The sequence below is a fragment of the Francisella sp. XLW-1 genome (assembly GCF_008711455.1).
Taxonomy (GTDB): Bacteria; Pseudomonadota; Gammaproteobacteria; order Francisellales; family Francisellaceae; genus Francisella; species Francisella salimarina.
Genome location: NZ_VXKP01000001.1, coordinates 238,928 through 260,306, shown reverse-complemented (window position 1 = coordinate 260,306; position 21,379 = coordinate 238,928). Strand labels below are relative to the sequence as shown.

Here is a 21,379-nt window from a genome sequence, read left to right as displayed (position 1 = left end):
GTCTTTATTGTCTTTATTGTCTTTATTGTCTTTATTGTCTTTATTGTCTTTATTGTCTTTATTGTCTTTATTGTCTTTATTGTCTTTATTGTCTTTATTGTCTTTATTGTCTTTATTGTCTTTATTGTCTTTATTGTCTTTATTGTCTTTGTTGTCTTTGTTGTCTTTGTTGTCTTTGTTGTCTTTGTTGTCTTTGTTGTCTTTGTTGTCTTTGTTGTCTTTGTTGTCTTTGTTGTCTTTGTTGTCTTGAGAATTCTGCTGATTATCTTTTTGTTTATCTAGCTCTTTTGCTACTTCTAAATTATTTTTTGCATCTGCAAAATCTGGTCTTTTTTGTATAGCTTTTGTATATGCGTCTATAGCTTTTTTGTATTCGCCCATGTGCGTTAAGGCATTACCCTGATTATACAACCCTTTAGCTGAATCATCTTTTTTAAACTCTTGATATGCATTTTGGTAGTCTCCGGCTTTATAGTATGAAGAACCTTTCCAATTACTATTTTCAAAAGCTTCAGCCGCTTTTTTTGCATTACCACTATCATAGTAGCTCATGCCTTGTTGATCTCTTGTTTGCCATAAATTATTCCACTTATTCGCAAAACAAAAACATGGCAATAGTAACAAGATAAATATTAATTTTCTTAGCGACATATTCTCTCCAAAACACCTCTTCTAAAAAATAGTAAACTCATAGCTACCAGTAACCAAATAAAATAAATCCCCTCATCCTGCCAAAAAATATTTGCCGACTTTTTATCTGATTTCTTTTTACCATTGCCTTGTGTATCTGATAGTAACTTCTTAATATCAGTATTATTAGCAGTTAAAGTCACTAATTTTCCAGATCCAGCTTTTGCTAATGCTTCAAGTTGATTCATATCTATACCAAAATACTGGATATTGCCTCCATCATCTTTTATATAATTACCCTTATCATCTTTAGCAATACCGCCTTTTGGAGTTCCTATTGCATATACATCAGTATCTATACCCTGCTCTGCTAACTGTTTTGCTTTGGCGATAGCATCAGCTGATGGTGTTGAATCTGTTATCAAAATTATCTGACCTTTTTTTGCACCTGCCTGAGTAATTAACTGAGCAGATTTTTCTATAGCTTTATAGATATTATTACCTTGCACAGGCACGATATCTGAATTAATAACAGGGACAAGGTTCTCAACAGTATTCGCATCAGATGTTAAAGGAGAAACAACAAATGGCTCACTTGAGAATACTATCATCCCAACCTGACCTTCTTTTATTCTACGCAAAATATCCAAAGTCTTATATTTAGCTCTCTCAAGCCTAGTTGGAGAAACATCTGTAGTGTCCATAGACTGTGAAACATCTAAAGCTATAACTCTCGAAACATTTTCTTGATATACAGGCACATCTTTATATTTCCATGTAGGACCTGCCAATGCTACCACAGATACAATCCACAAGCACAAAAACAAAAATGGCACTAATGACTTTTTAGTTTTTGACTGCTTACCTACAACTATATGCTCCAATAAATGACTATCACAATACTTAGCCCAACTATTTGCTTGTGAAGAACTTCTAAAAAGTAAAATAACAAAAACTACAATAGGCACTAATGCTAACAGCCACCACGGACGCAGAAAATGAAAATCCATACTAATATCCTCTCCTACGCTTCAACCATACTATAGCCATCACAAAACTTAACAACAATGCAAAACCAAGACTCCAAGGATATAGATATGTAACTGGTCTAACTACTGTTTTGTCTGACTCTATCGGCTCTAGCTGATCTATCGACTCGTATACTTGTTTCAAATCAGTACTATTTTGCGCTCTAAAAAACTTCCCTCCGGTCATTGTGGCAATTTTTTGTAATACTTCTGTATCAAGATCCTCTGATGTATTAACTAATCTTTCACCAAAAGTAGTCTTAACCATCATTTGCCCGCCACCCAAACCTATGGTGTATATCTTTATGTGATACTGTTTTGCAAGTTCTGCTGCCTGCAAAGGCTGTAAAGCTCCGGAGTTGTTTTCACCATCTGTTAGCAAAACAAGAGCTTTAGAGTCACCTGGATATCTTTTGAGCTTCTTAACTGCCAAACCTATAGCATCGCCTATAGCAGTTTGTGGACCTGGTAAGGCAATACTTGCATCATCAAGCATTTTTTTGACAGTTGGAATATCAAAAGTCAATGGCGTTTGTAAATATGCCCAAGTACCAAAAAGTATCAAACCGACCCTATCTCCTTGACGAGTATCTAAAAACTCATTAGCAACACGCATTACAAGATCAAATCTTGACTCCATTTTACCATTAGACTTCTGCATATCTTGGATAGCCATACTACCAGATAGGTCAATAGCCATCATTAGATCTCTACCACTTTGCGGCAAGCTAACTGGTTTGCCTAACCACTGAATACCAGAACCTGAAATAATCAATAATATCCAAATAGTACTTAGAATATATTTAAGATAATTTGCTTTGGTAAAGTCTCCATTTTTATTACCTCTCAACTGAGATTCTAACTGAGCAAAAAATGGTATTTTTAGTGCCAGCTGCTTATCATGTTTTACTCTTGGAAATATCCAATAGCTAACAAAAGGTAAAATAATCAAAACCAAAAACCAAGGATATTCTATATTAATCACAATACTCTCCTTAGCCACTGTTCTGCTACAGTTAAAATTTCATTTAGCGTTTGTTTATCTAATTCGACAGCTCTATAACTATTTGCCAACATGTTAGCTTTGGTATTTTTGAAATTTTGATTTTTCATTTTAGAGTCGAGAAACTCAAGCCATTGCTCACCATGTAGAGTTTTGATTTGTTGATTTGGAAATTTTTGTAATGCTACTCTTTTTAAATATACAGATATATTTTGCAAAACCTCTTTCGGTTTATTTTGTTTAGTCTCTTCTATTGCCCTTCTAAAATCATTAACAATAGAATCCTTATAGTTATTTTTCTTCTTTCTAAAATGTAGAATGATCAAGAAGATAATAAAAGCTAGTACAATCAAACCTAAAAGTAACCACCAACCATAAGCCAAAGGCCACCATTGAGAGACCGTTGCAGGCAAATAAATATCTTTTAATTGAGCCAAAAGATCATTAGTTTGCATAATTAGCTATCCCATAGTTTATTGCTTTAACCAGATCATCATTCGTTGCTATCTCAATAAACCCTGTTTTATTCTTACGTGAAAAATCCTTTATCGTAGTGTATCTTTCTTGATAAAGTTTTTTATAAACATTTCTTTGTTTCTTACTCGCAGCATCTAATATTATACGATGCTCACCATCACTAAAATAATATGTATCTAAAGCTGGTAACTCCTTTTCTATAGGATCATAACTAAATATATTTATAACCTCATTTTTAGCTCTCAATAATTTAAGATACTGTTTTGCTTGATCATCGAAACTACTAAAGTCACTAATAATAATTATCACACTATTACTACGAACTTTCGCATACAGAAACTTTATGACATCTGCTAATTTCTTTTGAGATTTAAGCTGATAATCTTTGTGATCCATCGTTATAAAATTAAACATTTTGATCAGCGCTGATTTATCTTGTTTTGCAGGATAGAAATTATAGCCTTGATCATCAAAAATGATACCACCAACCTTATCATGCGCCTCTAATGCTCCAAACCCCAACAATGCTAGTGTATTGGCAGCCTTAACACACTTAAAGCATTCCCTTGTACCAAAATTCATTGTACTATTTTGATCAACAATAAAATACAGACTACGTTCACGCTCTTCATGATAAACCTTAGTGTATGGTTTACCAAGCCTTGCTGTAAGTGACCAGTGCATCAATCTAATATCATCGCCTGCTTGATAATGTCTAACCTCATCAAAGTCCATACCACGACCTTTTGCATTAGAAATATTTGTACCAGCATTAGTCGTATTAACTTTCTGATTAGCAAATAATTTTAGTGACTTTGCCTGATAGCGATGATTCAAAAGCTCTTGGATATCAGCCTTAACACCTTTATAACTTTTCATTGAGGATACTCTAAGGGATTGGCACAGCCTTTAGCAATTCAGCAATCACATCATCACTTGTGATACCATCAACATCTGCTTCAAATGTTAATAGTATTCTGTGACGTAGAACTTCATATATAACTGCATGAACATCTCCAGGAGATACATAATCATTGCCAGATAACCAAGCATGTGCTCGAGCTGCTCTATCTAATGCTATAGTTCCTCTAGGACTTGCACCAAAGGCAATCCACTTTTTGATACTTGGACTATATTTTGATGGGTCTCTAGTAGCTAGAATCAACTCAATAATATATTGCTCAAGAGCTGCTGACATCTGAACATTCAAAACTTCTTTTTGTGCTGCAAAAATTGCTTCTTGAGAGATATTTGGGTAGCGTAATTTATGCCCTAATGCCTCACCTCTACTTATAGCAAGAATCTTTGCTTCCGTTTTTGGATCCGGATACTCAATCTTCACAAAAAGCATAAATCTATCTAACTGTGCTTCAGGAAGTGGATAAGTGCCTTCTTGCTCAATTGGGTTTTGCGTAGCCATCACCATAAAAAGATTAGACAATGGATAAGTCTTCTTACCCACTGTGATTTGCTTCTCTCCCATAGCTTCAAGCAATGCTGACTGAACCTTTGCAGGCGCCCTATTTATCTCATCAGCAAGCAATAGGTTATGAAATAATGGCCCTGACTGAAACTCAAAGCTCTGTTGCTGAGGTATGTATATCTCTGTCCCTGTCAAATCTGCCGGTAAAAGATCCGGTGTAAACTGCACTCTATGATAAGAGCAATCTATACTTTCAGACAATGTTTTGATCGCAGTTGTCTTAGCTAACCCAGGAGCTCCCTCTACAAGTAAGTGTCCTCCAGCTAGCAATGCTATCAATAAACGCTTATTTAAATTTTCTTGACCAACAACACGATTGTTTAAGAACTCTAGTAATTCCTCAAACTGATTATATACAGACACAGTCTCTCCAAAACCTCTTATCTTCTTTTGTAGAGTATATGGGTTGTTACTAGTTTTTCAAGAGTCTAGGCTCGATATAACTAATTTACAAAGATTAAACAGTGTTATAAACTTTAGTTTATTAACTAAAATCGACAAAATTCTTATGAAATTTCTTAAAATATGGGCAGTATCAATGCTAGTAAGTTTAACACTAGTTAGCTGCTCGAACACATCTGATTTAACTAGCAACCTGAACTCAGCAGGCGAATCTATTGCAAGATTTGTGAATGGTACTTTTTCTGCTAAAATTGATAACACTAGCCTGCAAAGTGTATACAATGCAACACTTTTGGCTCTAAATAACGGTAGTGATAAAATAGTAACTAGCAACATCAATGATGACACCGCGAACATCACTGGCACGTACACTATCAACGGCAGTTTTTTTGACAAAGACCACACTGTTAATTTTGATATAAAACTACTCAAAGGTAACGACAATACTGTTAATTTACTTATCCGAATAGGTAAGTTTGGCAATAAAGAAGCATCTGTTAATTTACTAACAAACATAAAGAGTAATCTAGGATTATAAATAATGAGTGTAAGTACCCCAAAAGTATTATCTATTCAATCTCATGTAGCCTATGGCTATGCCGGTAATAAAGCTGCCGTATTCCCTATGCAGCGTCTTGGTATAGAAGTCTCTCCAATATATACAGTCCAGCTCTCAAACCATACTCAATACGACTTTTTTAAAGGTTCTTTTTTTAGTGCTAAAGATATTCAAAATGTTATAGAAGGCTTGATTACTAACAACTTCTTAGCAAAACAGGATGCTATCTTATCTGGATATATCGGTAACGTCGATGTTGCTAAAGTTATTGCAAATACAGTCACATTACTAAAAGAAAAAAAACAAGCTAGCCTATACTGCTGTGACCCTGTCTTTGGTGATAAATATGATGAAGATGAAACAGGACATATTTTTGCATCAAACGATCACCCAGAAATATTCTTAAAATATTTATTACCATTAGCTGACATAATTACACCAAATATATTTGAGCTAAGTGTACTAAGCGGTGTCGAGATAAGAAAACATGAAGATATAGTCAAAGCATGCCAAAGTCTAATTGTAAAAACCAAAAATGAAAAACAAATCATAATCGTTACAAGTGTGTCTTTTGATAAAAATAAAACTGGCATTGCAATTTACCAGAACAATAACTTTTCTTATATGGAATCTGCCAAATATAAAGTTCAACCTAAAGTAAGTGGCTCAGGTGATATTACTGCAGCGATGTTTTTAAGTTATCTTTTAAAGGGTAAAACATTAGATGAAGCTCTAAGTTTGGTTACTAGATGTTTGGACGGCATCTTCAGGGTTACACACGAATTAAACACTGATGAGCTAGCCTTAATACAAGCACAGGAGTACATCAAATAATGGATCGTTATAGCAAAATCACAGATGTCCATCGCTACAAAAGAGAAATCGTACTGCTAAAAAGTCGCCCTTGTGCTTATGGAAAATGTACTTTTTGTGACTATATACTAGATAACTCAAAAAATATTGACGAAATCAACTCTATTAATTTTGATATTTTAAACAATGTTAGCGGAGAGTTTGGTGTTCTTGAAATAATAAATTCAGGCAATGTATTTGAACTTCCTCAAGCAACTAAAAATCGTATTAAAGAAATAGTTCAAGAAAAAGATATCAAACTACTATTTGTCGAAGCGCACTGGATGTACAAAGACCATCTACATAAAATCAAAGATCTATTTGATACTAATATTTTTATCAAAACTGGTTTAGAAAGCTTTGATAATCAGTTTAGAGAAAAAATTTTAAATAAAGGATTCTTTCATACATCACCGCAACAGCTAAGTGAGCTATTTGACTCAGTTTGTCTCTTGATTGGTGTCAAAGGTCAAACAAAAGAAATAATAAAAAAAGATATTGAAATAGCTAAAAAACACTTTAATCACACGACTTTGAATCTATATGTAAACAATACAACATCAATAAAAGCAGATGAAGAGTTGAAAAAATGGTTCTTAGATGAATATAAAGAGCTATTTAATGATCCACAATTTGAGATACTTGTCAGCAATACTGATTTTGGTGTTGGTGACTAATGCAACTTTAGCTGATATCAAAATACGTTAAAGTATGCTATCTTTGTAGTACAAGTGTACTTTAGGGGAAGATGTTGCAACACACTCTCAAACAAATTTCCGATATTCTAAAAGCAAGAATAATCAATGATCCGTCTACTGAAGTTATTATTTCAGGACTTAATTATGCGGAATCCGCGAAAGAAAATGATTTGACTTTGATAGATCAATACGAGCATATTAAGCTTTGGGAAAACTCAAAGGCTGCTGCTGCTATTGTCAGCGATAAGATTAGCACTGAGTTAGCAAAAATTAATGATAAGCCAATATTGGTAGTGAATAACGCAGACTTAGCCATGGCTAAGGTACTAGAACTATTCTCTGTACCATACCCTGAACAAAATGGCATTCATGAAAAAGCTGTTATAGACCCATCAGCAAAAATTGGTAAAAATGTTGAAATTGGCCCAGGAGCATATATAGGTAAAAATGTTGAAATTGGTGATAATACAATAATCTACGCCAATGTATGTATTTATAACGATACAAAAATTGGTACTAACTGCATTATATGGCCTAGTGTTACAATTCGAGATAGAACAGTTATAGGACACTTCTGTAGACTGTACTCAAACTGCTCTATAGGTACAGATGGATTTGGCTACAGACCTTCAGAAGATGGTAGAAGTATAGTTAGAATTCCTCATATAGGTAATGTTGTGATTGGCAGTTTTGTAGATATTGGCTCTAATACATGTATTGACAATGCTAAATACGGCTCAACAATAATTGGTGATTATACAAAAATCGATAACCTAGTTCAGATAGGTCACAATGTCATTATTGGTAAAGGTTGTATGATATGCGGACAAGCAGGTATCAGTGGCTCTGTAACAGTAGGAGATGGTGTAGTAATAGCAGGTAACGCCGGCATCAAAGATCATACCAAAATAGGCAGCGGAGCTCGAATAGGCGGTAAGGCTGGTGTGATGTGGGATGTACCTGCTGGTGAGAGTCATATGGGATACCCCGCCTATAAAGATACTGAATTAGCAAAACAATGGATAGCCATCAGGAAGCTTCCAGAAACTATGAAAAAACTCAAAGCACTAGCAAAAAGTCTAAAAATAGATCTTTAATCTTTAAATTAAATGTATTTCATACATAAGAAATTTAAATATAACAAATAAGATTTTTAAATATGTAACATGTAGCAGTATAAATTCACCCCCTCCGCTTTAAATAAATAACTTCTCAAAAGCTAATATATAGCTTAATTTCACCTGCATTAGGTATCTAAACTCAAACCAGATACTATACCATTTTAGTATACTCAAAGCCTTTATTTTCAATATCTTCACTCGAATTTAATTTTTGATTTAGACTATTAATATGTTAAAATTTGGAGTGTATAATTATAAGGCAAGAAAAGACCTCTAAATTATCAAGTTATAAGATTTTTTCTTTCCAATTCTTTTACAAAAAGGAAATAACACTAAAATACTAGAACTATAAGGAGAAGCAACATGTTACCAACGCTCATGTCTGTTGACTTAGCAAGATTGCAGTTTGGTTTAACAGCATCATTTCACTTCTTATTTGTTCCTCTAACGTTAGGGCTAACGTGGATTTTATTCACAATGGAACTAATGTACGTAAGAACAGGTAAGCAAGTATATAAAGATATGGTGAAGTTTTGGGGTAAATTACTCGGAATTAACTTCGCTCTAGGGATTATTACTGGTCTAACTATGGAGTTTGAATTCGGTACTAACTGGTCATACTACTCTCAATCAGTAGGTGATATTTTTGGTACACCTCTGGCTATTGAAGGCTTGGCAGCATTTATGCTTGAGTCTACTTTTGCTGGTTTATTCTTCTTCGGCTGGGATAAGTTATCAAAGAAACAACACTTACTGTCTACATTCTGCTTAGCAATAGGTTCAAGCTTCTCTGCGTTACTAATATTGGTTGCTAACGGTTATATGCAACATCCTGTTGGTTCTGAGTTCGTTGCATCTACAATGAGAATGGAAACTGTAAGCTTACTTCAAGTATTCCTAAATGAAACAGCACAAACAAACTTTGGTCACGTGATAACAGCTGGATACACAACTGGTGCGACTTTTGTAATCGGTATTAGTGCTTTCTATCTACTAAAAAATCGTGATAGCGGTTTTGCTAAAAGATCTTTGGGTGTTGGCTTAGGTTTCGGTATCGTTGCATGTACTATGGCGATGTTCTTCGGTGATGCAAACGGTGTAGATGCATTTAAAGTACAACCATTAAAAATGGCTTCGATAGAAGCTGAATGGGATACTTCTAAAGCTCCTGCTGCTTTCAATGCTGTAGCTATCCCAAGCAATGCTGACCAAGAAAACCATTATGCAGTAGAGATACCTGCTGTACTTGGCCTAATCGCTACTCACTCTACAGATGTAGAGGTCCCAGGTATCAAAGCTATCCTCTATGGAAAAGCAGATGCTAATGGTACTAGAGATCCTAATCTTGCATACTACAGAGATATCGCAACAGGTGAAACTGCTGATGTATCTCCAGAAGTAGCTGCTGCTAACCCTGCTAAGTACGAAAAAGTACCTGCTGCGGTAGTTATGATTAGAGATGGTGGTTTAGCGTATGCAGATCTTCTTAAGTGGAGAGAAACTGGTCATGAAGGTGATACTCCTGATGCTAGCTATGCTAACTACAACAACCCTGAATATCAAAGATATATGGGCTTCGGTAAGTTACTTGTACAAGTAGCTCAAGAGAAGTATGGCAAAGCTGATTCAGATACGATAGCAAAAGTTGCTAACGATCCTGAATTAGTAAAAGCAACTGCTACTAATATGGTTCCTGAAGTTGTTAGCATATTCTGGGCATTTAGAATAATGGTTGGAATTGGTCTATTATTATTTGCTCTAATGTTTGTTGGCTTAATCCTACTTGCTAAAAACTCTTTAGGTAGCTCTAAATTTAGCAGACTTGTATTAAGAGTAATGCTATGGTCAATCCCATTACCATTTATTGCTTGCTCTGCTGGCTGGTTCGTAACAGAGCATGGTCGTCAGCCTTGGACAGTATATGGAGAGCTTCCTACTAGTATAAGTTCTTCAGCTCTTACGGCTGCTGATGTAGGCACATCTATGGCAATCTTCTGTCTAATAGACTTAAGCTTATTTGCTGTACTAATTTTCTTAATGTTCAAGTATGCAAGACTAGGACCTAGTTCGTTAGGCACTGGTAAATACCATTTTGAACAAAACAAAAATGATAAATAAGGAGAGATAAATGTTATTAGATGTTTTACAAATTATCTCTTGGCTAGTTGTAGGAGTTCTAATATTCTTAGTAGCTGCTACTGTTGGTTTTGACTTTGGTGTAGGTATTCTTGCCAAATTTGTTGGTAAAGATGACTACGAAAAAAGAGCTATCATAAATACAGTTGGTCCTACTTGGGACGGTAGCCAAGTTTGGTTTATTACAGCTGGTGGTGCTATATTTGCTATTTGGCCACAAGTTTATGCTACTAGCTTCTCAGGTTTATATATCGCTATCTTACTAGTGTTATGGGGACTTTTCTTAAGACCACCTGCTTTTGAGTACAGAAAGAAAATAGACAATCCTACATGGAAAAACTTCTGGGACTGGATGCTTCTACTAGGAAGTGTTATTCCTATAGTTGTCATGGGTGTAGCTATTGGTAACTTATATTTAGGTTTCCCTATCTCTTATGATGATACTTCAAGATTAATATATGGTGCTGTTACTAACGGCCAGTATCAATCTATGTGGGTTACTTTGATACACTTACTAACTCCATTTGCATTATTGTTTGGTATCTTTGCTCTAAATATGTCACTAATGCATGGTTCAGCTTATGCTAAGCTTAGAACAGATGGCGTTTTAAGAGATAGATTTAGAAAAATTACAAATGTTACAGCGACTATTTACTTAGTCTTATTTGTAATCGCAGCTATTTGGATTGCTCTAATACCTGGATATCAGTACTCTACTGGTGCAAGTTGCACATACGCATCAGAAGCATTACAACATCCATTCAGTGCTGGAGTTATTACTAATGACCATTCTTGGTATTATAACTTCACGCAAGCTAAAACTATTTGGATGTGGTTTGCTCCTATTCTAGCTTTTGTTGGCGCATTACTTGTTATCAAGTTCAACAACAAAGATAAAGATGGCTTAGCGTTTATAGCTAGTATGGCTTCTCTACTAGGAGCTGTATTAACAGTTGGCTTTGCATTATTCCCATTCATTATGGTATCTAATGTAGGTAGTTTCCAATATAGCTTGACAGTATTTAACGCAAGCAGTAGCCAAACTTCTCTAATAGGTATACTATGTGCAGCTGTTATTATACTTCCAATCATTTTCTCTTATACATTCTTTGTGTATAAGAAAATGTGGGCAAATGGTCGTAGAGTGTCTGCTGAAGAAGTTAAAGCGAACTCTCACGAGTTATACTAAAAGGAGACTAGTATGTTTTATTTATTATGGGTTACATCTGCATTTGTAGCTGTTGGTGCTGGTTGTTTCGTAGCTAGCAGAATCGACAAAAAAGAAGACTAATTTTCTATCTGCTATTTTCTTCTATTTTATTTCTTCTCTTTGATATAAAATTTTTTTCATTCAAATTTTATTTGTTTAAGAAAATGAAAAAAATAATATATCTAACTATCGCTTTATTTTCTGTTATAACATCTAACTGTTATGCGGATATTATTGTTGGAACAACTGGAGATTATGCGCCTTTTTCAATTTATGACAAAAACGATAATAAATTCTCTGGGAAAGATATTGATCTCATAAAAGCTTTTGCTAAAGCAAATAATGAAGATATTAAATTTGTTAAAACCACTTGGGCAACTGCAGAAAGTGATCTAAAAGATAATAAGTTTGAGGTCTTTGTAGGAGGTATGACAATAACTCCTGCTCGCCAAGCATAATTCATATTCTCTACTCCACTAGGCTCTTTTAGTAAGGCTGCAATGACTAACTGTAAAAACATACCTAAGTTCAAGAGCTTTGCAGACATAGACAATCCAAATACCCTGGTCATAGAAAATAGAGGTGGAACAAATGAAAAATTTGCCTTACAGAAAATCAAAAATGCTCAATTATTAATTATCGCTAATAATAAGCTTGCGGTTAAATCTATCACCGATGGCATAGATGATATATATCCAGATATAATGTTTACCGATTCTCCTGAAATTGCGTACCAGCACTCTATAAATCCAAATATTTGCCAAGTACCAATTAAAGTTGATGATAGTATTTCATATAAGGCTTTTATGTTTGATAACACACCAGCAGGGAAAAACCTTGTGAATAAATTTAATGACTGGATAAAAGATAACCATAAAATTTTTCATCAATATTTAAATTCAGAAAAATAGAAGTTCGCTAAATCAGCCTAGCTCTATTGGGTCAATATCAAAATACATCTTAACTGAATTTTTTAAACTTGACATTATTTGACTATTAGCAACCCATTTAATTATTAAATTTATCTGACTACGTGAGTTTGAGGTTAAAAGTATACTATAACGATATACATTATTTTTTTTCAGATGAAGAGCTGGTAATGGCTTAGATACTTGCACACCAGAGCTATCTTTCAAGTTTGAATATATTTGCTCCAACATATTTAAGACTTTATTCTCATCTTTTGATTCTGCTATGATTTGCGCTTGATAGGTATATGGTGGATAGCTCGCGTACTTTCTTTGCTCTAGAAGATAATTCAGAAACTCAAGATAGTCACTATTTACCAATAACTGTAAAAGTTTATTATCAGGCTGATATGTCTGAAGTATTATCCTTCCAGGTTTATCCGCCCTTCCAGCTCTTCCAGAGACTTGAACTATCGTTTGCGCAGTTCGCTCTATTGCATGGAAATCAGTACTATATAAACCAGCATCAATATTAATTAATCCTGCTAATGTAATATTCTCGAAATGATGCCCTTTTGCTATCATCTGAGTACCAACGACAACATCAACTTGCTTATCATTTATCATCTGATTGATGCTATGTAGATCATTCATAGTTTTGATATTTGATCTATCAAAGCGCACCACCTTATTATATGGAAATCTTGCCTCTATTCTTGACTGAACTTTTTCAGTACCACTACCATAAGCAAAAAGCTCTTCAGCATTACAACTTGGACAAGCTGTAACTATTGGCTTACGAGAACCACAAAAATGACATTCTAAGTACTGATATGGGTGTGTATGTAATGTATATGGTTTATCACATCTCTTACACTCCACAGCCTCTCCACAACTCTTACAGACCAAAGCCTTAGCAAAACCTAATTTGTTGATAAATATTAATGACTGCTGATGATCGTTGATATTCTTCTCAATCAATGAAAAAAGAGTATTACTAATACCATTATCAACAATACTTGATTTTAGATCTAATAGCTCAATCATATTCTGGTGTGAGTTTAGCGCCCTTTTATTAAGCTTGAGTAAATCATATTTACCAACCACATAATTATAATAACTTTGAATAGATGGTGTAGCACTACCCAGAACTACTGCTATATCAAGCTGACTAGCTCGAAATATAGCAACATCACGAGCATTATAACGAATAGTTGTAGTTTGCTGCTTATATGAACTATCATGTTCTTCATCAACTATGATAATCCCAAGATCCTTAAAGTCAGCTAAGACTCCACTTCGAGTAGCAATTACAATATCAGCTTCGCCATTTTTTATTTTTAACCAGTTAGTCAACCTAGCTTTATCACTTAGTTTAGAATGTAATGCAACAACACTCTTATCTATAAACCTCTTCTCAAATCTTTTGATTGTCTGTGGTGTCAGATTTATTTCTGGCACTAAGACAAGAACTTGTTGAGACTTTGACAAAAACCTCTGAATCACATGTAAATAAACTTCTGTTTTGCCGCTTCCAGTTACTCCATAAAGTAGAGATACCTTAAAACCCGATTGTGATATGATTTGCTCAAAAGCAGATTGTTGCTCTAGATTAAGCAACTTAGGTAAATCTGATTCTATAGCATTATTGGACTGTCTTAACTTATAAGTTTTTTTGAGGATGTTTTTATCAAGTAACTTATTAATAACATAACTAGAGACTAGTTCTTTTATATCCTCAAAACGAAGCGCTTCATTATTAGCAAAATTTTTTAGAACATCTTGTTGCTTTGAAGTCAGTTTATGTTGCTGTAGCTCTATTTGATCTAAATATACATAGGTATCTTTCTGAGGAGAAACTTTCTCGATTTTCAAAAAATCATTTGGTAAAGCCAAACGTATAGCATTATATAAATCACAACAATAATACCGCGATAACCACAAAATAAGTCTTTGTACAGCATCGCTAATAGGTTGATCTATAATCTTTAGAATAGGTTTTACTCTTGTAAGCTCATAATCAATCTTTATATCTTTAGCTACAACAAAGCCTATAAGATGACGCTTACCCACCTGTACCAAAACTCTGCTAAATAGCTCGACATTAGTATCTTTAATAGAGTAATCAAGCAAGTAACTTGGAGGTACTGCTAGAGCAACCTTAACAATCATTATCTAACTTCTGCAGTTTTGGTATTTTTATACCAGTAATAAAAGCCATAAACAGCTGTAATGAAAAATATAAAGTTTTGTAGCACTTGACCATACAGTTCTTGTTGATACATGACTACAACGAAATATAAATCCGAAATAATCCATACAATCCAATTTTCCATAAACTTCTCTATAGTCATGATAATTGCTGTAAATGTAATACCTGTCAGAATACCTGTTGAAAATATATCTGCTGAACTAGTGATATAGTTAAATACAATACTAAAAATACATAGTATCACTAGATAGACAATATAACGAAAATAGTCAGCTCTCTTCATCCATTTAACAGTCTTATGCTCACCATCTATACCTTGTGTGTACCACTTATACCAACCATAGCTGAAGAATACCACATAAACGAACTGCAACAGTACCAGTGAGTAGGTCCCCTTCATCGCAAACAAAAATAATAAAAGTATCGCACCTACTATACCCAATGACCAAGACCATACTTTAAGTCTTGCTAAGTATATTGTATACAATACATTTATAATCAATGCTGAATAGTCAAGAGTCTCAAATATCATTATATAATTTCCTATATCTCTAAAAACACTCGTATAATTTTATATCAAGATCTTTATATAAGTCAGACTTTATTACATTAATTTTTCTTATAGAGCTCGTTTTGAAATTAATCGTTGGATTACACGCCAAATATATCTCATACAAGTCTGTACTAAATACATCACAATTTAAATAACAAATATCTTGAGCAGTTATCCTAATAACTCCGGCGGTTTCTAAGTCATATAAAATTTTCTTAACTTTATCGTAATCAGCAACGGCCATCTTTTGATACATCTGATCAATACTAATCCCATTTCTCAATTCTTTTTGAGCCACATGTAGCTCTTTAAGCATACAAACACTTATACTTAAATCATCTCTTTTTACTTCTTTCTTAAAATCTAATGTCACCTCCATATACTGTATAGCTTTGATCATCACAGCACCTAAAAGTGTAATCTGCCAAGCCACATAAACCCAAAGTATAAAAATAGGTATCAAAGATAATGAACCATAAATTACTGAGTAAGTAGGCACATAAAACATGTATAGTGCAAAAATCTTCTTTGCAATAGAAAAAACTATAGCTACAAAAAATGCTACAATTAACGCCGTTTTTGAGCTAATCCTTGTATTAGGTAATATTTTATAAAAAACAAAGAAACCTGCTATTAAAAAAATCAAAGATAATCCGTTTAAAAGATATTGCTCGATACCAATATCTTTTACAAACCAAGCCATAGAAATAAGATACGTACTAGAAATAAATACAAAACCAATAAGTATAGGCCCCATTGTCATCAAAGCCCAATACACTAACAAGCTTTGAACAAGAGGTCGCTGTTTATTAACATAAAAAACTTTATTTAAAGTAATTTCCAACCTTTTAATCATTAGAAAAATAACAACCAATAAAACTATAACTGATGTAATTGGCAAAGAGGTCATCTTATCAGAAATACTTGTTATGTACTGCTGAACTGTCGCTGCAGTCTCAGGAAGCATATTTTGGAAAAGAAAATTCTGCAAATTCTCAGAAAGAGAGCTAAATGCATTAAAAGCATTCAAAATATTTATTATAATGAAGAAAGCTGGTACGATAGCAAACAAACTTGTAAGTGTTATAGCTGCAGCTACTGTTGGGCAGTCTTTACGAAAATATTCTTTGAAGACCCAGATCCAATAGTTTTTAAATATTGACAAATATTTTTTGTATAACTTGATATTAAACATAGAAAAACAACAATGAAAAACATACTAATACTATACTACAGCCAAGGTGGAAGTACAAAGAAAATGGCTCATACCATAGCTCTAGGTGTAGAAGCCACAGGTGCTACAGCCATAGTCCGTACGGTACCAAATATCTCAGCAAAAACTGAGCAAATTGACTCTAAAATTCCAGATAATGGCGATCTATATGCTACAAAAGAAGATCTTGCAAACTGTGATGGTTTAATTGTTGGAAGTCCTGCGTATTTTGGCAATATGGCATCACCTTTGAAATACTTTTTAGAAATTCATAGTGATATATGGTTTAAGGGTAGTCTGATTGGCAAGCCTGTTGGTTTTTTCACAGCTGCCTCTGGGATGCATTCAGGGCATGAGAGCACTCTACTATCAATGATGATCCCTTTTATACATCATGGTTGCCTAATTGTTGGTGTACCATATAGCGAACAAGCTCTAGAGCATACACGTACAGGTGGTACACCGTATGGTGCGTCTCATCTAAATACTTTTTCACCAAACAAGAATATGTCAGATGATGAGATTAAAATTTGTAAAACATTAGGTAAAAGAGTCGCTGATATTGCTAATAAACTTTGTTGTTAGGAGAATATTAGATGAGAAATATTTTTTATACTTTAATATTTTTATCACTTTTACTACTAAACAGCTGTAGCACATCTCAGCCAAGCTATTCTGCTAGCTCTGTAGGTCAAGTATCCCAAGTAAAGCAAGGTAAAATCATAGGCATTCAGCAAGTTCATATCAAAGGTTCTGACAATGTAGGTGCTCGTGTAGGTGGCCTTGCTGGTGGTCTTGGTGGAGCTCTAGCAGGTAGCGGTAATATGCTTACTAGTATTGCTGGTTCTATCGGTGGAGCTCTAGTCGGTGGTATTGCAGGTGGTGCTACAGAAGATGCCATAACCTCTTCAAAAGGCTATCAATTTACAATACAGGTAAGTAATGGTGAAACACTTGCCATATTACAAGAAGATAAACATGATTTAAATATTGGCGATGAAGTAACTATATATATGTCTGGTAATAACACCAGAATTGTTCCTGCAAAAAACTAAAAGACAATATTAAAAATAAGTAAAATTTGCTTTCGCAACACTTATAGTTTAGTATATTTTTCTCATCATTATTGATTAGTATTTACATCTCCTGTGAACACTAAATAGTTTTTTTGACTTAGAGGAACCTAACCTAATGTATAAGAAAAAAGTTACCACACTGGGATTAAGCATCTGGTTTACATGTGCATTTTTTTATGCTCTTGAGTATTTTGTAAGATCATCGACAGGCGCACTACTTGATGACTTCACAAAAGAACCTTATAACCTTAGCCTCGCAGCGACTGCAATGTTTAGCTCATCATTTTATTGGAGTTATATAATATCACAGATACCTGCTGGCATACTCGTGGATAGATTTGGTATCAAGAGAGTTATGATAGTAAGTTCGGCCATATTTTCTCTAGCAATGCTAGTCGCAAGTATTGCTCATAATGAGTCAATGCTTCTGGCTTATAGAATATTAGCTGGATTTGGTGGAGGCTTTGCTATATTGTGCGCTATAAAAGCAATCGCAATTTGGTTACCAAATAGGTTATTTCCTGCATTTACAGGTTTAACGCAATTTGTACTATATATAGGTGCAACGCTTTCAGCTGCTCCTCTAGTATTCTTAGCTAGCCACTTCAGTATTTCACAAATCATGGCTTTACTATTTATAATTTCTATAATTTTGTTGCTTGTTAGCATATTTATAATACAGGTACATCCTGACTACTCTAAGCATAATAAACAAAATGAACATAAGAAAGATAATTTAAAGGATATTATTACTGTATTTAAAAATAAACAAATTTGGTTTAACGGCCTGTACTGCTTCACTATCTATGGAACAACTGTTCTTTTCGCAGACTTATGGGGTATAAAATATCTACAGCTAACAGGTTTTTCTGAAGTCAACGCTGGTTACTGCACTTCATTAATTTTTATTGGTGTAGCTATATCTAGCCCTATATGGGGTACTGTTGCATCAATATTTGATGGTGAGAAGAAATTCTTATTGATTACACCTATTTTTGGGTTCTTTATTGTTACATATTTACTGTTTTTTAATACAAGCTTTCCTATAGCTGTAGTTTTATGTATTCTTTTTGGTGCTGTCCAAGCTGTTCATGTTTTAAACTATTCTGCGTTGAGAAATACAGTTTCTGCAACGCAGATTGCAACAGGATTAGCAGTAGTTAACATGTTTTTACCATTAAGTGGAGGGGTTTTGCAACCAACCACTGGAGCATTAATAACTCACCTAAAACAATCACATGAATCATTATACGCATTCCAAACAACATTAATTATTATTCCAATATTAATGATTCTTTCATTTATAATCGCTTTGTTTATCAAAGATTCAAATAACTAAAATATATACTGCTTTACTCTAACTTTTTTTTAATCTATTATTTGTTATAAAATTTTGAACTTGTATTATGATATGAAAAAATTAGTAATTGCTGTGGCTGTAGCGATAGTCATTATAGCTTTTGTAGCAGTCAACTTTCTAACAAAAGATTCCACCAAACCTCAAACTACTAAAGGATCTCACGATATAACTGTAGTTGCAGCTGAAAACCAGTATGGAAGTATAGCTCAACTTATAGGTGGTAGTAATGTCAAAGTTACTAATATCATAAATAATGCTGATGGCGATCCGCATACTTTTATATCATCAGTTAAGAACGCTAAACTCTTAGCATCAGCTGATGTAATTATTTACAACGGTGCTGATTACGACTCTTGGATTACACCTATTATTCAAAGCAATAAACATGCCAAAATCATTAAGGTACAGGACCTCATAAACTATCCAGAGACTCCAAAATTTGGTATTAACCCACACCTTTGGTATGATCCGGATACATTCCCTGCTCTAGCAAAAAAACTAAAGGAAACATTCTCTGAAGAAGATAGTATTGATAGTAACTTATTTGAAAAAAACCTAGTTAATTTTAATCATAAGTACCAACAAGTATATAACCTAGTTGGCCAAATTAAGAAATCTAGTGCGGGCACACCTGTAACAGCTACAGAGCCTCTGTTTGGCTATATGTCAGATGCTTTAAACTTAGATATGAAGGGTTTGGCATTCCAGTGGGTAATAATGAATGAATCTGAACCGAGTCCTACTATGATGGTTGATTATCAAAACTTATTCTTAAATAAAGAAGTTAAAGTTCTTTTCTATAATAAGCAAGTTACTGATAATGTCACTAATAAAATGTTAGAACTAGCAGAAGAAAACGATATACCAGTAGTTGGTATTACAGAAACAATGCCTACAAATGAAGATGCTATTACATGGATGGTAAAAACACTGCAAAAAACTGCTGAAGCTCTAGATAAAGCAAACCAATAAAATGATCAGATGTTCAAACTTAGTGATTGGCTACGATAAACCAATCACACAACCTCTTAATCTTGAAATCCCAACGAATGCTTGGGTGGGTATAGTAGGTAAAAACGGTGTTGGTAAATCAACCTTTTTTAAAACACTATTAAGCAAGATACCAAGCTTCTCAGGGTCTATAACTATTAATGAAAAGAAAGTTGATATCAATACTATAAGCTACATACCACAAGAGAGAGAAATAAACTTTGAAGAAAAAACTTCGGGTTACACGCTCGTAAAATATAGCTACAAGCCTAGTTCATGGGGGCTACCTCTATTTAATAAAAATTTCAGAGAAAAACTAGACTACTTGATTACCTTGACACAAACTCAAGATTATATTCACAAGCCATTTAGAAACCTTTCTGGTGGTCAAAAAAAACGTATATATTTAGTTCAAGCACTTATAAACAACCCCAAAGTATTACTATTAGATGAGCCTTTATCTGATCTTGATCCAGATGCAAAGCAAAGATTCCTAAGTTGTTTGAGAGCAATTCATAAACAAGAAAATATCACACTACTACTAATCTCTCATGACATGAAAGAGATTAGCTCTCAGCTAGATGCATTTATTCATTTTAAAGACGGACAATGCCATTACTGCAATGAGTTACCATGTCTACAGGAGGATATCTGTGTTTAACTATACTTTTATGATTTATGCTTTTATAGCGGGTACTATAATTGCTCTTATTTGTGGGATTATTAGTTTTTTTGTAATTATTAGAAGATTATCATTTGCATCTCATGCACTAGGACATATTAGCCTTACAGGAGCATCCGGAGCTGTTCTTCTAAATTTATCTGCCATGACTGGACAGCTTGTCATAAACCTAGTCGCAGGTCTTCTCATGGGTGCTTTTGGCGACAAAATCAAAAAGAACGATATTGCAATAGGTATAGTTTTAACTTTCTTTTTGGGGCTTGGTACATATTTCCTATTTTTATATCAAAGTGGCTACTCAGGTTCTGTAATGTCTATACTTGTCGGTAATATTCTGACTGTAACTTTAGAGCAGATTTATATATTGCTTGCCTTAGCTATATTCACCATAGCTCTTCTAGCTGCGATTGCTAGACCGTTATTCATATCATCTATTGACCCCGTATTTGCAGAATCAAAAAGAATCTCAAATAAATTTTTGTCTATATTATTATTTATATGCATAGCAATCACAGTATCTATGGCTTGCCAGATTGTTGGTATATTGTTAGTATTTTCACTACTTATAGGTCCTGCTGCGATTGCTACTCAATGGGTTGATGGATTTTATAAACCTATAGCTCTTAGTACAGTGATATCCATCTTGACCGTTTGGTCTGGAATTATTGCCGCTTATTATATCGATGTTCCTATTAGCTTTTTTATCACTACTATTATCTGTATCTTATATCTGATAAGTATCATAAAAAACAAATTCTATTAATTTTTACTAAACTGTCAAATTGT

Annotated in this window: 22 protein-coding genes and 1 pseudogene; 14 read left to right on the top strand and 9 right to left on the bottom strand. The window is 34.0% G+C overall.

Annotated features, from left to right (window positions below; all coding sequences use genetic code 11):
• From F3D59_RS10030 to F3D59_RS01270, 6 genes are all read right to left on the bottom strand, one after another.
• A partial coding sequence (locus F3D59_RS10030; protein WP_224721122.1) for a tetratricopeptide repeat protein occupies nucleotides 1-651 on the bottom strand: 651 nt, incomplete at its 3' end.
• Nucleotides 642-1,640, bottom strand: coding sequence for a vWA domain-containing protein (locus tag F3D59_RS01290; RefSeq protein WP_150463508.1), 999 nt, complete (start codon nucleotides 1,638-1,640; stop codon nucleotides 642-644). The genes F3D59_RS01290 and F3D59_RS10030, both read right to left, overlap by 10 nt.
• A 1-nt stretch (nucleotide 1,641) precedes the next feature.
• A complete protein-coding gene (locus F3D59_RS01285; RefSeq protein ID WP_191092411.1) occupies nucleotides 1,642-2,643 on the bottom strand; it encodes a vWA domain-containing protein in 1,002 nt (333 codons plus the stop codon).
• A complete protein-coding gene (locus F3D59_RS01280; RefSeq protein ID WP_150463506.1) occupies nucleotides 2,640-3,116 on the bottom strand; it encodes a DUF4381 domain-containing protein in 477 nt (158 codons plus the stop codon). The genes F3D59_RS01285 and F3D59_RS01280 overlap by 4 nt, the downstream gene beginning before the upstream one ends.
• A complete protein-coding gene (locus tag F3D59_RS01275) occupies nucleotides 3,106-4,017 on the bottom strand; it encodes a DUF58 domain-containing protein (protein WP_150463505.1) in 912 nt (303 codons plus the stop codon). Before F3D59_RS01275 ends, F3D59_RS01280 begins: the two co-directional genes overlap by 11 nt.
• A gap of 10 nt (nucleotides 4,018-4,027) precedes the next feature.
• A complete protein-coding gene (locus F3D59_RS01270) occupies nucleotides 4,028-4,984 on the bottom strand; it encodes an AAA family ATPase (RefSeq protein WP_013921980.1) in 957 nt (318 codons plus the stop codon).
• 145 nt (nucleotides 4,985-5,129) lie between these two features.
• Here F3D59_RS01270 and F3D59_RS01265 point away from each other — a divergent pair, with 145 nt between their 5' ends.
• The 8 genes and pseudogenes from F3D59_RS01265 (at nucleotide 5,130) to F3D59_RS10190 (ending at nucleotide 12,510) form a co-directional block, all read left to right on the top strand.
• The gene (locus F3D59_RS01265; RefSeq protein WP_191092410.1) at nucleotides 5,130-5,561 is read left to right on the top strand and encodes a DUF3568 family protein; all 432 of its coding nucleotides are present in this window, start codon (nucleotides 5,130-5,132) and stop codon (nucleotides 5,559-5,561) included.
• Between the two features lie 3 nt (nucleotides 5,562-5,564).
• On the top strand, nucleotides 5,565-6,416 hold the full coding sequence (gene pdxY, locus F3D59_RS01260) for a pyridoxal kinase (RefSeq protein WP_150463504.1): 852 nt from the start codon (nucleotides 5,565-5,567) through the stop codon (nucleotides 6,414-6,416).
• On the top strand, nucleotides 6,416-7,111 hold the full coding sequence (locus tag F3D59_RS01255; protein WP_013921976.1) for a radical SAM protein: 696 nt from the start codon (nucleotides 6,416-6,418) through the stop codon (nucleotides 7,109-7,111). Before pdxY ends, F3D59_RS01255 begins: the two co-directional genes overlap by 1 nt.
• Nucleotides 7,112-7,185: 74 nt before the next feature.
• Entirely contained in the window at nucleotides 7,186-8,229 is a 1,044-nt protein-coding gene (lpxD, locus tag F3D59_RS01250) for a UDP-3-O-(3-hydroxymyristoyl)glucosamine N-acyltransferase (RefSeq protein WP_150463677.1), read from the top strand.
• 387 nt (nucleotides 8,230-8,616) lie between these two features.
• A complete protein-coding gene (locus F3D59_RS01245; RefSeq protein WP_150463503.1) occupies nucleotides 8,617-10,371 on the top strand; it encodes a cytochrome ubiquinol oxidase subunit I in 1,755 nt (584 codons plus the stop codon).
• 10 nt (nucleotides 10,372-10,381) lie between these two features.
• Complete coding sequence (gene cydB, locus F3D59_RS01240) at nucleotides 10,382-11,578, top strand: cytochrome d ubiquinol oxidase subunit II (RefSeq protein WP_150463502.1); 1,197 nt, start codon at nucleotides 10,382-10,384, stop codon at nucleotides 11,576-11,578.
• Between the two features lie 12 nt (nucleotides 11,579-11,590).
• Nucleotides 11,591-11,680: a YbgT family membrane protein gene (locus F3D59_RS01235; protein WP_150463501.1), complete on the top strand. Its 90-nt coding sequence runs from the start codon at nucleotides 11,591-11,593 to the stop codon at nucleotides 11,678-11,680.
• Nucleotides 11,681-11,763: 83 nt separating this feature from the next.
• A pseudogene (locus F3D59_RS10190) lies at nucleotides 11,764-12,510 on the top strand (transporter substrate-binding domain-containing protein).
• Nucleotides 12,511-12,522: 12 nt separating this feature from the next.
• Here the strand turns inward: F3D59_RS10190 and priA are convergent.
• From priA to F3D59_RS01215, 3 genes are read right to left on the bottom strand one after another with little or no spacing between them, the layout of a single operon-like run.
• A complete protein-coding gene (gene priA, locus F3D59_RS01225; protein WP_150463500.1) occupies nucleotides 12,523-14,679 on the bottom strand; it encodes a primosomal protein N' in 2,157 nt (718 codons plus the stop codon).
• On the bottom strand, nucleotides 14,679-15,251 hold the full coding sequence (gene pnuC, locus F3D59_RS01220; protein ID WP_150463499.1) for a nicotinamide riboside transporter PnuC: 573 nt from the start codon (nucleotides 15,249-15,251) through the stop codon (nucleotides 14,679-14,681). Before pnuC ends, priA begins: the two co-directional genes overlap by 1 nt.
• A 19-nt stretch (nucleotides 15,252-15,270) precedes the next feature.
• Entirely contained in the window at nucleotides 15,271-16,467 is a 1,197-nt protein-coding gene (locus tag F3D59_RS01215) for a YhjD/YihY/BrkB family envelope integrity protein (RefSeq protein WP_150463498.1), read from the bottom strand.
• A gap of 12 nt (nucleotides 16,468-16,479) precedes the next feature.
• Here F3D59_RS01215 and wrbA point away from each other — a divergent pair, with 12 nt between their 5' ends.
• The 6 genes from wrbA (at nucleotide 16,480) to F3D59_RS01185 (ending at nucleotide 21,356) form a co-directional block, all read left to right on the top strand.
• On the top strand, nucleotides 16,480-17,070 hold the full coding sequence (gene wrbA, locus F3D59_RS01210) for an NAD(P)H:quinone oxidoreductase (RefSeq protein ID WP_150463497.1): 591 nt from the start codon (nucleotides 16,480-16,482) through the stop codon (nucleotides 17,068-17,070).
• A gap of 11 nt (nucleotides 17,071-17,081) precedes the next feature.
• A complete protein-coding gene (locus F3D59_RS01205; RefSeq protein ID WP_150463496.1) occupies nucleotides 17,082-17,540 on the top strand; it encodes a hypothetical protein in 459 nt (152 codons plus the stop codon).
• 136 nt (nucleotides 17,541-17,676) lie between these two features.
• Nucleotides 17,677-18,900: an MFS transporter gene (locus F3D59_RS01200; protein ID WP_150463495.1), complete on the top strand. Its 1,224-nt coding sequence runs from the start codon at nucleotides 17,677-17,679 to the stop codon at nucleotides 18,898-18,900.
• 72 nt (nucleotides 18,901-18,972) lie between these two features.
• Complete coding sequence (locus tag F3D59_RS01195; RefSeq protein ID WP_150463494.1) at nucleotides 18,973-19,893, top strand: metal ABC transporter solute-binding protein, Zn/Mn family; 921 nt, start codon at nucleotides 18,973-18,975, stop codon at nucleotides 19,891-19,893.
• 1 nt (nucleotide 19,894) lies between these two features.
• A complete protein-coding gene (locus tag F3D59_RS01190) occupies nucleotides 19,895-20,572 on the top strand; it encodes a metal ABC transporter ATP-binding protein (RefSeq protein ID WP_150463493.1) in 678 nt (225 codons plus the stop codon).
• Nucleotides 20,493-21,356, top strand: a complete 864-nt coding sequence (locus tag F3D59_RS01185; protein WP_150463492.1) for a metal ABC transporter permease — start codon at nucleotides 20,493-20,495, stop codon at nucleotides 21,354-21,356. The genes F3D59_RS01190 and F3D59_RS01185 overlap by 80 nt, the downstream gene beginning before the upstream one ends.
• The last annotated feature ends 23 nt before the right edge of the window (nucleotides 21,357-21,379 follow it).